The sequence below is a fragment of the Mesorhizobium sp. U510 genome, from assembly GCF_059180695.1.
In genome coordinates this window covers 6938639-6954143 of the sequence record NZ_CP180532.1, presented here as the reverse complement: position 1 = coordinate 6954143, position 15505 = coordinate 6938639, and the positions used below count along the sequence as shown (strand labels likewise).

The window sequence follows — 15505 nt, the reverse complement described above, 5'->3', positions numbered from 1 at the left end:
GGGCTCTCATTGTCTGGCGATGTCGAGAAAAGCCGCGACCGCGGCCTTGGCGAATTCGGGATCGTTGATATGCAGCGGCAGGCGCGTGACGCGACGATTGGCATTCGGCCTGATCGTGCGCTCGATGGCGTCAAACAGCACGGCGTCGGCCTGCGGATCGAAGAAGGTGCCGCCCTCGATGTCGAGCGCCGAGACGCCTTTCTCCGGGATCAGGAAATGCAACGGCCCCTCGCAGAGGGCGAGCCTGGCGCCGATCCACTCGCCGATCTGATGGCATTCGTCGGCGGTGGTGCGCATCAGCGTAACGTTGGGATTGTGCTCGTAGAACAGCCGTCCGCTGTAGCGTTCCGGAATGGTCGAAGGCGCCCAGAAATTGACCATGTCGAGCGCGCCGACCGAGCCGACATAGGGCAGCTTGCGGCGAGCGATCGCGCCGAAGCGATCCTCCGTTGCCGGCAGGACGCCGCCGAATAGGAGGTCGCAGACCTCTGTCGTGGTGATGTCGATGACGCCGGACAGCAGGCCGCTGTCGGCCAGCTTTTCCATGCTGCGGCCGCCGGTGCCGGTGGCGTGGAAGACCATGCAATCATACGCGGTGCGAAGCTGGTCGGTGACGGCGGTGACGCAAGGCGTGGTGACGCCGAACATGGTCAGCCCGATCGACGGCTTGCCGTCGGGCGGCGGCGCCGGCCTTGCCGCCATGCCCGCTATCGCCTGGGCGGCATTGTGCAGCACGACGCGGGAGAGCCGGTTCAGCCCGGCCATGTCGGTCACCGACGGCATCATGATGATGTCGGAGACATCGACATAGGGAGCCGTGTCGCCGGAGGCGAGCGTCGAGACCATGATTTTCGGCAGGCCGAGCGGCAAAGCGCGCATGCCCGCCGTGATGATCGAAGTGCCGCCGCCGCCGCCAATGCCGATCACTGCGGCGATGTCGTTCCGCGACTGGACGAAGCGGGTGAAAGCGACGCCCATGGCGGCTACCGCGGCGCCACGGTCATCGCCGCCGAGCACGGCCGCGTGGCCGCGCGGATGGTGGCCGGCGATTTCCTTCGCCGCAATATCGACCGGGATCGTTGCGTCGCGTGTTCCGACATCGACGCGGCAAACATGAGCGCCCGTCGCGGCAATCGCATCGGCCAGGAAGGCGAGCTCCTCACCTTTGGTGTCCGCGGTGCCGACCACATAGATGCGCTTCATTGGCGCCTTCCAAGGTTATTGCAAATTTTTGAGACGCGCGTATCATATTGATATGGATGTCTCACGTCAACGATCCACAGCAACAGGCGACACCGAGCGGGGAAGCGGCCCGGCTGCAGAGCGTGGACCTCGGGCGCGCACGAAACGGCTGATGCTGGAGACGGCGACACGGCTGATGCAGGCGGGCGTCACGCCGTCGGTCAGCGAGGTGGCGGAAGCGGCGGAAGTTTCCCGCGCCACCGCCTATCGCTATTTCCCCAGCCAGGCGGCACTGGTGCAGGCTGTCGTCGACGAGGGGCTTGGTCCGATCCTGACCTGGCAATCGACCTCGGCGGATGCCGAGCGCCGGGTCGCGGAGCTGTTCGATACGGCCATGCCGCGCATCGAGGCTTTTGAAGCAACGTTCAAGGCGGCGCTGAAGCTGTCGCTCGATCAATGGGCGCAACGCCAGGCCGGCACGCTGGGCGGTGAGCCGGCCTTTACGCGCGGTCATCGCGTCGATTTGCTGCAGCAGGCGATCGCGCCGCTCAAGGGCCAATTGCCGCCGCGTGAGTTCAAACGCCTTGCGCAGGCGCTGTCGCTGGTCTTCGGCGTCGAAGTGCTGATCGTGCTCAAGGACATCTGGGGCCTGGACAGCGGCAAGACCCTGGCCGTCGCCCAGTGGGCGGCCTCAGCGCTGGTGCGGCAGGCGCGACTCCGGACGCCATCCTGACCAGCGGCGGTGGCGGCGTGAGTTGGGCATGGAGGAGGGCTGGACGAAGGCGGATGCAGGATATGAGACTTCTCCCGATGCGGACCGATTGGGGGGTCGTCGAGGGCAATCCGGGGCGGTAGCCGCGGTAGCTCGGAGCGAATCTGGTTCGACCAGATTTGAAGGTCGGCGATTTCAATAATTTTGGGGATTGGCGTTTTGCGAACGGGATGAAGGTGGAGAACTGCCAAAAATGAAGGAAATACGAACATATAGCGGACGTATTCAGCTTATTTTGGTGACGGCGAATTTCAAGAAAGCGCTTGACGGGCATCTTAGATTGGTAATACCAGATTAGGAAAGAAAAGGCGGATCGGGAATGACAGCCGCAGTCCATTTCGGTAGGGCGATGAGGATCATACGGATGTCACGTGTTCCGTCCGCACGAGGTGGCGCATCGTGACGCAGACGTCGCCTCGCGCCAGTGCCGGCAAGGGGATTGCGCTGCGCCTCGATGGGCTCAGCAAGGCCTATGGATCCGTGCGCGCCATCAACGACCTGAGCTTCTCCGTCGACGAAGGCCGCTTCTTCGTACTCTTCGGGCCGAGCTCGGTTGGCAAGACGACGACGCTGCGCACTATCGCCGGCCTCGTCCAGGCCGACTCCGGCACGCTTGAGATAGGCGGCCGCGACATGACCCATGCGCCGATCGCCGGCCGCGGCATCTCGATGGTCTTCCAGTCTTTCGCGCTTTACCCCCACCTCACGGTCTATGACAATCTCGCCTATCCGCTGCGCGAGGAGAAAGCCGCGCGCGCCGAGATCGACAAGCGGGTGAAAGAGACCGCCGAGATCCTGAGACTGACACACCGCCTGAAGGCCAAGCCGGCAACGCTGTCCGGCGGAGAGCAGCAGCGCGTCGCGCTCGGCCGCTCCCTGATCCGCCGGCCAAAGATTCTTCTCCTCGATGAGCCGCTCACCAATCTCGACGCCAAGCTTCGGCACGAGACGCGCGCCGAGCTGAAGCGGCTGCACCGCCAGTTCGGCATGACCGTGATCTATGCCACGCCCGACGAGCTCGAGGCTCTCTCGATGGGCGAGGCGATCGCCGTCATGCGCGATGGCGGCATCGTCCAGATCGGCACGCCGGACGAGCTTTACGAGCAGCCGACCCATACCTATGTCGCCAGCAAGATCGGCTCGCCGCACATGAATCTGTTCACGGCCTCGGTGCGCGCCGACACCAGGTCTTTCGACACGCCGCTCGGGACTCTGGTTCCGGCGACGGCGCCAAAGACTGCCGATGCCGGCGAGGCCGCGCTGATCGGCATTCGTCCGAGCGACATTCGGCTCGCCGCCAAGGGCGAAGCCGGGGTTGCCTCGAAGGTGCATCTGGTCGAACCGCTCGGCGACATCACGATCGTCTCGGTCGTGGCCGGCGGCGAGATGTTGCGCATGGTGCTGCCGGAAGCGATCGCCGCCAGCATCAGGACCGGCGATTCGGCATCGATCGCCATCGATAACAGGAAAATCCACGTCTTCCGCGCCGCGAGCGGCCAGGCAATGACCTGACGCGAACGGCGAGAAGCAATCGGGTTAACCAAGGGAGGAAACGTGAATGACGGCGATGACCAAAGTGAAAGGGCTAGCGACAGCCGCAAGCTTCGCTGCCACGCTATTTGTGGGAGGCGTGACCTATGCCTCTGCCGAAGAAGTGACGTTGACGATGGCGGTGCCGGATTGGCCCCCGACCCGCATTATGAAGAAGTTCTTCGACGAGCAGTACAAGCCCAAGTCTGGCAATACCGTGAAGCTCGATGTCGATTTCATTCCGTGGCCGGATTTCTACACCCGCGTCAACGCCTCGTTGACCTCGGGCGAAAAGAAGTACAACTTCATCGTGTCGGACTCGCAATGGCTGGGCGCCTTCGTCGAAGGCGGCTACTTCCGCAAGATCAACGATCTCATCGATGCCGACCCGGAACTCAAGGCGACGATGGAGTCGATGCATCCCGCCGTGCTCAACGCCTATTCGACCTATCCCAACAGCACGCCGAACTACTACGGCTTCCCGCAGTTCCCGGACGTGCTGGTCACCTACGGCCGCAAGGACGTGCTCTGCAACGCCGACGAGCAGGCCGCCTTCAAGGCGAAGTACAATGAGAAGCTGCCCTGCACCGGCGAAGAAATCGACGCCATGGACTGGAACACGTTCGAGCATGTTGGCGAATTCTTCCAGCGCAAGAAGGGCGACAAGCTCGCCGGCCAGGTGCTGGATGACGATTTCTACGGCATCGCCTATCAGGCAGGCAAAGGCTACGACTTCTCGACGAGCTCGGTCCACTCGTTCGTCTGGCAGCATGGCGGCGGCATCTGGGATGAAACCAAGGCCCCGACCGGACATGCCGAAGGCGTTGTAAACTCCCCGAAGTCCATCGAGGGCATGGAGCATTTCCTCAAATTGCTGAAGTTCATGCCGCCGGTGGTCAAGACCGGCACCATGGACATCTTCGTCTCGGACCAGTTGTTCCGTGAAGGCAAGGTGGCCATGAACATCGACTGGATCGGTCTCGCCGAAGCCTCGCTCGATCCCAAGACGTCGAAGGTTGCCGACAAGCTGGTGTTCGGATTGGCGCCAGGCCTGCGCGGTCCCGACGGCAAGGTGAATCGTACGTCACAGATCGGCGGACAGCCTTTCGTTCTCACCACCTGGACGACGCCTGAGCAAATCAAGGAAGCGGTGGGCTTCGTGAAGTGGTGGCTCTCGCCTGATATCCAGAACCAGTTCGCCGCCGGCGGCGGCCAGTCCGCGATCAAGTCGGTCTACAGCGATCCGAAGTATGTGACCTATCGTCCGTGGGACCGCGCCTGGGCGAACTCGCTCGACTGGCAGAAGGACATGTGGCACGTGCCGCAGTTCTTCGAACTGCTCACCCAGCAGCAGGACCAGTACGACCTGGCCATCACTGGCAAGCAGGACGCCAAGACCACCCTGGATAACATCGCCAAGTTCCAGGAGGACCTTCTGAAGAACGCTGGCCTTATCCAGTAACCTTCCGACATAGCTGCGGGGAGCGGGCAAAAGCCGCTTCCCGTCATTGCCACGTCAGGCGCTCCATATTTCGGACTCCCATGACCGCTGTTTCAAGCACGCTACTGACACCACGCCTTACCACGGTTGTTGCCCACAACTGGAAACTCGCCATCGCTGTCGCTGTCGTCGTGTCGGCCATATCAATGGCGGGCTTGCCGGCGGCTGTCTCCTTCTGGGTGGTGGGCGCCACGGCGGCGTTGGTCGCGGCCGCATTTACCGTCAACGCGTATCGCCGCCACTACTTCGGCGCCTTGCTGGTCGCTCCGGCAATCGCCGTTCTGTTTGTAATGAATATCTTCCCCCTGCTGTGGTCGCTGGGCCTTTCGTTCTTCGCCTACCAGGCAAACCAGCAGACGATCCGCTTCGTCGGACTCGGGAACTACACCCGGATCCTTACCAACGATCTGGCTGCTCACGCGACTTGGGGCGCGCTGATCAATACCGCCATGTTCGTCGTGTTCACCGTCTCCGCGCAGATGATCGTCGGCTTTCTGCTGGCCATCCTGTTCGCCAAGCAATTTCCGCTGCGCAAGTATTTGTTGATCCTGGTGCTGACACCGATGATGCTTTCGGTTGTCGCCTCTGGCGTGTTCTTCACCTACTACTATGACCCGACATTCGGGATTCTCAGCTACGTCATCAATTCCATCTCCGGCAACCAGTTCATCCTGATGAGCAACAAAGTCGGTGCCGTGGCGGGAATCGTTTTCGCCGACGCATGGATGTGGTCGCCCTTCGTCATGCTCCTTGTGCTGGCGGGCCTCGTCTCGGTGCCGAAATACCTTTACGAGGCCGCTGCCATCGACCGTATTTCCAGCTGGCGGCAATTCTGGATGATCACCTTCCCCTACATCCGCGGCCTTCTGATGTTGGCCCTTCTCTTCCGCACTATCGAGGCATTCAAGCTGGCGGATCTCGTCATCCTCCTCACCAAGGGCGGCAACGACACACTGACGATCTCCTATCACTTGATCCGCATCGCCAACGAGCAGAACAAGACGAGTGAGGGCGCGGCGATCTCCTATCTGATGCTGTTCATGGTGATCGTTCTCACCAACCTCTACCTGTACCTCGCAAACCGCCGTACGCAGGGAGCATAACCCGTGGCCGAATCGATATTGGGAAAGCTCGGCTTCCGCAGGGCCAGCGGAGTAGACGAGGCCGGCTGGGGGCGGACGCTCGCCGTGGCCGTCGTCGCTTTTATCTATTTTCTGCCGGTGCTGTTCATCATATTCACCGCCTTCAAACCGCAGGGCGACGCGCTCCTGGTGCCTCCGACGCTGTCGCCCACGTCGCTGTTCGGCTTGATTCCGGACCATTTTGTGTTCAAGCCAACCCTCGAAAATTTTGGGTCCGTCTTTTCCCGCTCGATGACGCCGGACGGTGCCCCGGAAGCGACAGGATTCGACCGTTATTTCTTCAACTCGATCTTCATCGCCTCGGCGTCGGTGCTGCTGGCGCTGGTCATCGGCACCCTGGCGGCCTTCGGCTTCTCGCGCTATCCGCTGAAAGGCAATGACACCTACCTGTTCATCATCCTGACCACGCGCATGCTGCCGGCGATTGTGGTGATCATTCCGGTGATCCTGATGTTCCGCGTGGTGGGCCTGTCGGGCTCGTATCTCGGCATCATCATGCTCTACACCGCCTTCAACCTGGCCTTCACCATCTGGATGATGAAGAGCTTCTTCGATGAATTGTCGCCAGACGTCGAGGATGCCGCCCGCATCGACGGATCGTCCGGAATGCGGGTGTTCTTCAAGATTTGCCTGCCCCAGGTCATTGCCGGGCTCGCCGCCACGTTCGTGTTCGGCCTGATCCTCACCTGGAACGAGTTCCTCTTCGCCCTGTTGCTCTCGGGGCCCGACACGAGGACGGTCCCGGTCGCCATGAACCAGGCCGTGTCGTCGGGTGGACGCGGCACCGACTGGACTTTGCTTGCCGCCATCGAAACCCTGTTCCTTGTCCCAGTCTTCCTGGTCACCTTCTTCTTGCAAAACCATCTGTTGCGCGGCGTTACCTTCGGCACGGTGAAGCGCTGAGATGTCAACCATCGAACTCCGCAAAGTCACCAAACGCTTCGGCTCCTTCACCGCGGTCAAGGACGTTGACCTGTCGGTAGCCGCCGGTGAGGTCGTCTGCCTTCTCGGCCCGTCCGGTTGTGGCAAGACGACGACCTTGCGCGTCATCGCCGGGCTGGAACGCGTCACTGACGGCGAGATCGTCGTCGCCGGCAAGGTGATGAACAACCTGCCGCCCGAAAAGCGCGACATCGCCATGGTGTTCCAGTTCTACGCGCTCTACCCGTCGGCATCGATCGCCGAGAACATCGCCTTCCCGCTCTATCACGACGGCATTTCCGGGGCTGAGCGGACTGCCCGCGTCAACCGCGTCGCCGCGATCCTCCACTTGGAGCACGTTCTCGACCGGCTGCCGAACCAGATATCCGAGGGCGAAAAGCAGCGCGCCGCCATGGCCCGCGCCATCGTCCGCGACCCCAATTGCTTCCTCTTCGACGAGCCCTTGTCGCGTCTCGATGTCGAACTGCGCCAGACCATGCGTGGCCAGATCAAGGAAGTGCTGCAGGGCCTCTCCAAAGCGACCGTGATCGTGACCCATGACCAGCTCGAAGCGCTCACCATGGCCAACCGAATCGCCATCATGAAGGACGGCCTGATCGAGCAAGTCGGCTCACCCCACGAGGTATTTGCCAAGCCCGCCAATGCTTTCGTGGCGAGCTTCATCGGCACGCCGCAGATGAATCTTCTCGAGGCCGACCTCAAGACCTTCGCCGATGGCACGGCGGACATGACCGTGGCCGGCACTAGTCTGGCGATCCGCACGGACGCGGCGGTCGCGCGCCTGCAGCCCGGCAAGGTGACGATCGGTGTCCGCCCCCGCGCCTTCACCCCGACCGATACGGGGGACCGTGGCACCATCTCCGCCCGGGCCGAGCTCATCGAGCCCATGGGCGCCGAAACCCTTATTCATGCCCGCACGGCGGCAGGCGCCGACATCCGCGTCGTGGTGACGAGAAGCCAGCGGGTCAAGGTCGGCGAGGCGCTGAATCTACGCCCCGATCCCAGGCAAACGCATGTCTTCGATGGCGCCGGAAAGGCGGTGCGGTCATGAGCGACAGTTCTTCCGGCATGAGCCGGGCCGGCGCGTTCTGCCTCGAGGTCTTCATCATTGGCCTCGGCGTCGTGGCGCTGGTGCTGATCTTCCAACCCTTTTCCATCGGCCTGTACGCGGTCGGCAGCGGTCTCGTGGTGCTTGCCGGACTCATCAACAACCTGCTGCCGTTGGCCCAGCCGGGCGTCAAGGTGCGCAGTGTAGTGACAGTAGCGCTGGTCGTGGCGCTGGTCTTCTGCATTGTGCTGCTGGTTTCGATCACGGCGGCGCATCTCTACGGCGTCTTCTTCCTCAATCCACCGGACCCCAACACTCTCGCCGGCAAGGCGCAGCTCGCCACGCCGCCTTTCTACAAGCAGGCTTTCGTGTGGGAAATCGCCGCCGCGGCGGTGATTCTCGCGCTGGCCGTCACCGCTCTCAACAAGACAGCGCGATGATCAGCAGCTGACGCTATCCGGCAGGTCGCGCTCGCGCCGGTCCACGACGGTCGGTGTGCGTCGCCTCTCAACTCTCACGCCGTCATCCTCCGGCTTGACCGGAGGACCCGATGCCGAGATCAAGGATCGTGTCGATCGCGCGGCCCGTACGCTGCGGATCGAGCATCTGCTCGACCGCAAGACCGATCGCCTGTCAGGCGGCGAGATGCAGCGCGTCTCGATCGGCCGCGCCATCGTGCGCAAGCCGCGCGTGTTCCTGATGGACGAGCCGCTGTCGGCGCTCGACGCCAAGCTGCGCGAGGCGCTGCGCACGGAACTGAAGAACCTGCAGATACAGCTCGGCGCCACCTTCCTGTTCGTTACCCACGACCAGATCGAGGCGATGTCGATGGGCGACAAGGTCGGCGTCTTGAACCACGGCCGCATCGTGCAGACCGGCACGCCGCACGAGATCTACAACAATCCGCGCGACACCTATGTGGCGAGCTTCGTCGGCTCGCCGCCGATGAACCTCATCGACGGCAGACTGGTGAACGGCCGCGCGGTGATGGCGCCGCTGAATTTCGAACTGCCTTTTTCGGGGGGAGCCAAGGCGAGCTCGGCGACCGACGGTCGCCCGCTCGTCTTCGGCATCCGTCCGGAAGACGTCTATCTCGAGAGCGGCGCGCCGGTCGAGGCGCGCGTCCATGATGTCGAGAACCATGGCGTCGAAAAGATCCTGACGCTGCGCGTCGGCGACACGACGCTGCGCGCCACGGTGCCGGCTAGGACCGATGTCGCCATCGAGCAGCCCGTGCGCTTTGCCTGGAACCCGGACAAGGTGGTGCTGTTCGACAAGGGCAGTGGCGTCAGCTTGCGTCACGCCGGATAGAGCGTCCGGTTATTTCGCCAAGTAGGTCTCGTAGGGCGTGTCGTTGATCAGCAAGATCACGCACTCCGTGTCGGACAGGCAAGCGTCGTCATGCATCTCGTTGGCCTTCTGGGTCCAGTAGGATCCCGGAGGCAGTTCGACCTTGGTCGCTTCGCCGCCTTGCATCTGCCAATGCGCCCACAGCCCCTTTATGACCACCGCACGGTAGTCGGCGGTGTGCGCGTGAACCGGAGCGCGCCAGTTGCCTGGGACTTTCAGCAGCGTTCCCGCGGGGTCCTTGGCCCTTTCGCCCCACAGCGGTCCGAGGCGCTGCGGCTGGTCTGGCGCCTCGGCGACATAGGGGATCTTGTTGGCCGGAAGATAGCTGTCCTCAAGGGCGAAAGCCTGGCCGGAGACCACGAGCATGGTGGCGAGCGTCAGGACCCTCAGATGATTTGGCATGGCTTTCTCCTTGAATCGGCCCGCTCACGGCTGGCAACGGCAAGCTATTGCATACAGCCGGCCCGGCAATGACACAGCGTCCGGAAGACTTGGCAATTCATCCAGCCATCCAACACGGCAAGGTCCGTGCGGCGTTAGCGTTCCTCGGAGGTGCCGTTGACGGTGCGCAGATGGCTGGGCGCCGTGCCGACGATGCGCTTGAACGCCCGGCTGAACGAAGCTTCGGACTCGTAGCCCAGTCGGGCGGCCACCACCGACACCCGCATCCGGTCTTCGATCAGCCACTGCCGCGCCTGGTGCATGCGCAGCCGGGCGACATATCGCGCCGGTGTTTCGCCGACGATTGCCGTGAACCGTTCGGCGAAGGCCGAACGTGAGGCGCCCATTTCGCGTGCGAGGGCTTCGACGGTCCAGTTCCGGTCGGGCTGGCGATGAATGGCCACCAGCACGCGGCCGATGTCGCGATCCCTTATCGCCGCGGTCCAGCCGGTGGTGCTGTCGCCACCGTTCTCCACCCATGAACGGATGATGCTTGCCGCCAATACGTCGGCCAGCCGCGCCAGCATGCTGCCCGAGCCGGCGCGATTGCCGGTCACTTCGCTGGCCATGGCTTCCAGAAGGTGCGGAATGCCCGGTTCGTCCGCCATCAAGTCGCGGGCGCGCATCATGTCCGGCATCATGGCGAGCACAGGATGCGATCCTCCCAGATTGAAGTGCATGCTGCCGCAAAACAGCAGGGTTTTGGCGCCATGGCCGCCGTTCGAGACGGCGTAGACATTGTCCTGCAAAGGCTCGATGCTGTAGCTTTCGATCGGCACGGCACGGACGTCCGGTGCGCTGGCAAGGATGTGTTCGGCGCCGCGCGGCAACAGCAGCGCATCGCCGGCTTTCAGCTCCGACCATTGCCGGGACGGCGAAAACAGCCAGCATCGGTGCCGGCCGATGAAGTGAAAACGCGCCGCCTCCTGGGCTGGAAAGAGCACGGCCCACGGCTCGCCAAGTTCGCAGCGGCCGTAATCGACGCCATCAAGCCGCAATCCTCGCAGCATGTCGGTCAGCGGACCGCCTGAAGCCGGCGAGACACCCTCGGATGATGTGAAATCCATGCCCGGGTTCTAGCGTGGAATTGTCAGTCCGTCACGGCCGAGATGCGTTACCCGGCCTGGCGGATGTCGGCCTGCTCCTCTGCGCGCAGATGGCTGGGCGCCGAACCGATGACGCGCTTGAAGGCACGGCTGAAGGCCGCGTCCGATTCATAGCCGAGGCGTGCGGCAACGACCGAGATCTTCATCCGGTCGCGGACCAGCCACTGCCGCGCCTGATGCATCCTGACCTGGGTGACATATTTTGCCGGCGTTTCGCCGACGATGGTGGCGAAGCGCTCGGCAAAGCCCGAACGCGAAGCACCCATCATCCTGGCCAGCGACTCGACCGTCCAGTCATGGTCGGGTTCGAGATGGATGGCGGCCAACACGCGGCCGATGTCGCGGTCCCGGACAGCGGCGATCCAGCCGGAGGAATCGCCGCAGCCACGCTCGACCCATGAGCGGATGACGGTGGCGGCGACCACATCGGCCAGCCGCGCCAGGATGCCGCCGGAGCCGACGCGCTCCATCGTCACTTCGCGCGCCATGGATTCCAACAGATGCGGAATGCCCGGCTCATAGGCTTCCAGCTCATGCGAGCGCACCACGTCCGGCATCATGCCGAGCAGCGGATGCAGGCCGTCGATGTTGAAATACATAGCGGCGCAGAACAGCAGCGTTCCCGGCTGGCAATTCTTGTCGCACATCTCCGCGTTCGACGTGCAATAGACGTCCTTGCAGACTTCCTCGAGCTTGTAGCCATGGATCGGCCAGGCCTTCGCCCCGGGTTCGCTGGCTAGTACATGGGCCTCGCCGCGCGGCAGCAGCACCGCATCGCCGGCATTAAGCTCCATCCATTCGCCGGAGGGCTGCTTCAGCCAGCAGCCCTTGCGGCCGATGAAGTGAAATCGCGCCCCTGGCTGAGCCGGAAACTGGATGCCCCAAGGCTCTTTCATCTCGCAGCGGCCATACTCGACGCCATCGAGGCGCAGGCCGCGCAATATGTCCGTCAGCGGGTCGCCCGTGATTGGAATTTTGGACGAATGGTCAAGCATAATGGGGTTTTTAGCATGGAAACTCCAGGGCGTCACTTCCTATGTTGCACTGCAGCCAAATGTTGCGCCGCAAACAAATCGCAGACCGACCCCATGGCCAAGCCGTGACGGCAAGGCATGGAACGGGTGGAAGCCCCGGGCGGTCGTTTCTTATGTGGCGCTGCAACAGATCGGAGACTGACCATGGCCGAACCCGCAACTGATGTCATCGACGCCACACTTCTGAACCCCGCAGACACCGATGAACGAACCGAGCCGGCCTGGGGCGCCGTGGTTTCGCTGGCACTTGGCGTTTTCGGTCTCGTGACCGCCGAATTCCTGCCCGCCAGCCTGCTGACGCCGATGGCGCGCGATCTCGGCGTCACCGAGGGCGTGGCAGGACAAGCGGTGACGGCAACCGCCATCGTCGGCGCCATTGCCGCGCCCACCATGGCGATCATCACAAGGCGTATGGACCGCAGGCTGGTGATGTGGATGCTGACCTCGTTCCTCATCCTGTCCAACCTTCTCGCCACCTTTGCCGCGTCGCTGCCCATGCTTCTGTTGGCCCGCGTCGTGCTCGGGGTGGCGCTGGGCGGCTTCTGGGCAATGTCGGCGGCCATGGCGCTGCGGCTGGTGCCGATGCGGCTGATGCCGCGCGCCATGTCGATCATCCTGACCGGTGTTTCGCTGGCCACCGTCACCGCCGCTCCTGTCGGCGCCTATGTCGGCGACATCTGGGGCTGGCGCACGGCGTTCATGGTCGCGACCATCGTCGGTGCCCTGGCGCTGCTGGTGCAGTTGGCCACCATTCCGAAGCTGCCGCCGGTGGGTGTCGCGAGCTTCCGCACCTTGCTCTATGTGCTGGAGCGGCCGTCGATCCGGGTGGCCCTCCTGGTGGTGCTGCTGGTCGCGTCGGGGCATTTCGCCGGCTTCACCTATGTGCGCCCCTTCCTCGAAAAGGTGCCGATGCTCCACATCGAGACGATCTCATTGGTGCTTCTGGCCTATGGCATTGGCGGTTTCTTCGGCAATATCGCCGGTGGCTTCCTGGCCGAACGCAACCTCAAGATAGCCGTGGCGCTGGCGCCCCTGCTGATCGCCCTGGCAGCCGCCTCGATGCTGATCTTCGGCACCTCGCCGACGATCGCTGCGGTTGCCGTCGCCGCCTGGGGCTTTGCCTTCGGCGCGGTTCCGGTCGGACTGCAGAGCTGGCTGGTGCGGGCGGCACCCGACCAGGCCGAAAGCGCCGGCGGCTTGATGGTGGCGACTTTCCAGGTGGCGATTGCGCTGGGGGCCGTCCTCGGCGGCCTGCTGGTCGATCATGCCGGCGTGGCCAGCGCCTTCGCCTATTGCGGCATCGCAACGCTGCTGGCGGCCATCGTGGTGTTGCTGCGCGGCCCGAAGCAGGCCGAATAAGCTCTCATCTCCGCCTCATCCAGCGGCCCGAGAACCATCATGGTTTTCGGGCCGCTGCCGTCGTGATGGCGGCAACGAAACGGTTGAGGCTGTCCTCGACGTAGACGGCGACTTCAATCGTCGGATCGAAACTCCACCACAGCAACGATCCCTGCCAATGCGATGCCATCAGCAGGCCGATGTCCTGCGGTGAGCCGGGCGTTCCGGCAAAGCAAGGCGCGAGGGCATTGCACAGGGTTGTTTTCCAGGCGGCACCGCGCGTCCTGAGCATGGGGTCACGCAGATCCTCGCGCAGGACAAGCAAGCCCTCGGCATAGGATTCGATGCCGCCATAGCCCTGCGACAGCGCGACCAGCAATTCGACCGCGCCGGCAGGCGTTCTGGGAACGGCGGCCGCCAACGTCCTGGTCTTGTCGTCAAGACCGTCCCAGGCGTGCAGCAAGGTGCGCTGCTTCAACCGAGCCTTGTTCCCGAAGCGCTGCACCAGGGTTGCACCGGAGAGGCCACAGGCTTTTGCCAGGCGCTCGAAGGTGAGCGCTTCCGGGCCGTGCTCGTGGATCAATCGCAATGCGGCTTCCAGCACCTGCTCGTCGGACTGGGTTTTGGGCCGGGTCATCTTGACATCCTGATATAACCGAATGATCATTTATATATGATGCGAGCGGCGCGAGCCAGCCCGGTTTTCATCGATGGTGCCGTTTTTGGGAGAGTTCAATGATGTTGCAAGGAAAAGTTGCCCTGGTCGCCGGCGGCACACGAGGCGCCGGACGCGGCATAGCGGTCGAACTCGGCGCCGCCGGCGCAACGGTCTATGTCACGGGGCGGAGCACGCGTGCCCAGCAATCCGAATATGCCCGGCCCGAAACAATCGAGGAGACGGCGGAACTGGTCACGGCCAACGGCGGCAACGGCATCGCCGTCCAGGTCGATCACCTCGTGGCCGATGATGTGCGCGGGCTGGTCGAGCGCATCCGCAAGGAACAGGGCCGCCTCGATATACTGGTCAACGACATCTGGGGCGGTGAAAAGCTGTTCGAATGGGACAAGTCGGTATGGGAGCACAATCTGGACAATGGCTTGCGTATGCTGCGTCTGGCCATCGACACCCATCTGATCACCGCCCACCACGCGCTGCCGCTCATGATCGAGCAGCCGGGCGGACTGCTGGTGGAAGTCACCGACGGCACGGCCGAGTACAATGCCGAGCACTACCGGCTGTCACCCTTCTACGATCTTGCCAAGGTCGCGGTGAATCGCATGGCGTGGGCTCATGCCAAGGATCTTTCGAAACACGGCGCCACCTCGGTCTCTTTGACGCCAGGCTGGCTGCGGTCGGAGATGATGCTGGAGGCCTTTGGCGTGCGCGAGGTGAATTGGCGCGATGCCACGGCAAAGGTGCCGCATTTCATTATTTCGGAGACACCGCGCTTCATCGGCCGTGCCGTTGCCGCTTTGGCGGCGGACACGGACCGCTCGCGCTGGAACGGGCAGTCGCTGTCCAGCGGCGGACTGGCGCAGGTCTACGGCTTTACCGATCTCGATGGTTCGCGGCCCGATGCCTGGCGTTATCTACCGGAGGTTCAGGACGCCGGCAAACCCGCCGATGCAACGGGTTACCGGTAAGGCAATCCGGAATCGCTTCACAGCGAGCGTCCGTCGAAGTCGAAGATCGGCAAGGTGGACGGCTCGATATCGGCGACGCAGTTGAGGTTGACATAGGCGCTGCGCTCATCGCCTTCCCGGACGTCCTCGGCGAAAGGATGGATGCCGCAGGTGCGGCAGAAGCGGTGCGCCATGGCGTGGTTGCCGAACGTATAGGTGCCCAGATCGTCGCCCCAGGCCAGGACCGTCAGGCTCCCATGCGGGATGGCACATAGGAGCGCGCCCTTGCGCGAGCAGATCGAACAATTGCACCGCACGGCGCCGGTCAGTTCCGCCTTGAATTGGAAGGCGATCTTGCCGCAATGACAGCTGCCTTTGTAGAGCATCAGTATCTTCCTATCGCTGACAGGTGCAAAGGCACGCTGGCCGGGTTATCCCTTTCGCAGGCCCAACCGGCTGCCTGCCTTAAAGACGTTGCATCCTGGCGGAGTCCGAC

General features: G+C 63.2%; 16 protein-coding genes. 10 read left to right on the top strand and 6 right to left on the bottom strand.

What is annotated here, in order from left to right:
• Nucleotides 1-6: 6 nt before the first annotated feature.
• Nucleotides 7-1203 (bottom strand): Tm-1-like ATP-binding domain-containing protein, encoded by a 1197-nt coding sequence (locus ACLGL5_RS35730; protein ID WP_069093184.1) that lies wholly within the window; start codon nt 1201-1203, stop codon nt 7-9.
• 52 nt (nt 1204-1255) lie between these two features.
• Between ACLGL5_RS35730 and ACLGL5_RS35725 the strand changes: the two genes are divergently transcribed.
• The 8 genes from ACLGL5_RS35725 (at nt 1256) to ACLGL5_RS35690 (ending at nt 9428) form a co-directional block, all read left to right on the top strand.
• A complete protein-coding gene (locus tag ACLGL5_RS35725; protein ID WP_019861309.1) occupies nt 1256-1915 on the top strand; it encodes a TetR/AcrR family transcriptional regulator in 660 nt (219 codons plus the stop codon).
• A gap of 438 nt (nt 1916-2353) precedes the next feature.
• Nucleotides 2354-3466 (top strand): ABC transporter ATP-binding protein, encoded by a 1113-nt coding sequence (locus tag ACLGL5_RS35720; RefSeq protein WP_019861308.1) that lies wholly within the window; start codon nt 2354-2356, stop codon nt 3464-3466.
• Between the two features lie 46 nt (nt 3467-3512).
• Complete coding sequence (locus ACLGL5_RS35715) at nt 3513-4946, top strand: ABC transporter substrate-binding protein (protein WP_069093183.1); 1434 nt, start codon at nt 3513-3515, stop codon at nt 4944-4946.
• Nucleotides 4947-5131: 185 nt separating this feature from the next.
• Nucleotides 5132-6088, top strand: coding sequence for a carbohydrate ABC transporter permease (locus ACLGL5_RS35710; RefSeq protein WP_240564549.1), 957 nt, complete (start codon nt 5132-5134; stop codon nt 6086-6088).
• Nucleotides 6089-6091: 3 nt separating this feature from the next.
• Entirely contained in the window at nt 6092-7030 is a 939-nt protein-coding gene (locus ACLGL5_RS35705) for a carbohydrate ABC transporter permease (protein WP_020629045.1), read from the top strand.
• Between the two features lies 1 nt (nt 7031).
• Complete coding sequence (locus ACLGL5_RS35700) at nt 7032-8120, top strand: ABC transporter ATP-binding protein (RefSeq protein ID WP_019861303.1); 1089 nt, start codon at nt 7032-7034, stop codon at nt 8118-8120.
• Nucleotides 8117-8557 (top strand): hypothetical protein, encoded by a 441-nt coding sequence (locus ACLGL5_RS35695; RefSeq protein WP_019861302.1) that lies wholly within the window; start codon nt 8117-8119, stop codon nt 8555-8557. Before ACLGL5_RS35700 ends, ACLGL5_RS35695 begins: the two co-directional genes overlap by 4 nt.
• Before the next feature lie 7 nt (nt 8558-8564).
• Nucleotides 8565-9428, top strand: a complete 864-nt coding sequence (locus ACLGL5_RS35690; protein ID WP_494372963.1) for an ABC transporter ATP-binding protein — start codon at nt 8565-8567, stop codon at nt 9426-9428.
• Nucleotides 9429-9437: 9 nt separating this feature from the next.
• Here ACLGL5_RS35690 and ACLGL5_RS35685 read toward each other — a convergent pair whose 3' ends face one another.
• From ACLGL5_RS35685 to ACLGL5_RS35675, 3 genes are all read right to left on the bottom strand, one after another.
• The gene (locus tag ACLGL5_RS35685; RefSeq protein ID WP_069093182.1) at nt 9438-9869 is read right to left on the bottom strand and encodes a DUF4437 domain-containing protein; all 432 of its coding nucleotides are present in this window, start codon (nt 9867-9869) and stop codon (nt 9438-9440) included.
• A 134-nt stretch (nt 9870-10003) separates the two neighbouring features.
• Nucleotides 10004-10975: an AraC family transcriptional regulator gene (locus ACLGL5_RS35680; protein WP_019861299.1), complete on the bottom strand. Its 972-nt coding sequence runs from the start codon at nt 10973-10975 to the stop codon at nt 10004-10006.
• Nucleotides 10976-11022: 47 nt separating this feature from the next.
• Entirely contained in the window at nt 11023-12009 is a 987-nt protein-coding gene (locus ACLGL5_RS35675) for an AraC family transcriptional regulator (protein WP_069093181.1), read from the bottom strand.
• Between the two features lie 183 nt (nt 12010-12192).
• Between ACLGL5_RS35675 and ACLGL5_RS35670 the strand changes: the two genes are divergently transcribed.
• The gene (locus ACLGL5_RS35670) at nt 12193-13407 is read left to right on the top strand and encodes an MFS transporter (RefSeq protein ID WP_069093180.1); all 1215 of its coding nucleotides are present in this window, start codon (nt 12193-12195) and stop codon (nt 13405-13407) included.
• A 37-nt stretch (nt 13408-13444) separates the two neighbouring features.
• Here the strand turns inward: ACLGL5_RS35670 and ACLGL5_RS35665 are convergent, their stop codons facing one another.
• Nucleotides 13445-14023 (bottom strand): TetR/AcrR family transcriptional regulator, encoded by a 579-nt coding sequence (locus tag ACLGL5_RS35665; RefSeq protein ID WP_223217855.1) that lies wholly within the window; start codon nt 14021-14023, stop codon nt 13445-13447.
• A gap of 98 nt (nt 14024-14121) precedes the next feature.
• Here ACLGL5_RS35665 and ACLGL5_RS35660 point away from each other — a divergent pair, with 98 nt between their 5' ends.
• On the top strand, nt 14122-15030 hold the full coding sequence (locus ACLGL5_RS35660; protein ID WP_038649816.1) for an SDR family oxidoreductase: 909 nt from the start codon (nt 14122-14124) through the stop codon (nt 15028-15030).
• A gap of 17 nt (nt 15031-15047) precedes the next feature.
• Here the strand turns inward: ACLGL5_RS35660 and ACLGL5_RS35655 are convergent, their stop codons facing one another.
• Complete coding sequence (locus ACLGL5_RS35655) at nt 15048-15395, bottom strand: GFA family protein (RefSeq protein WP_019861292.1); 348 nt, start codon at nt 15393-15395, stop codon at nt 15048-15050.
• Nucleotides 15396-15505 lie beyond the last annotated feature (110 nt).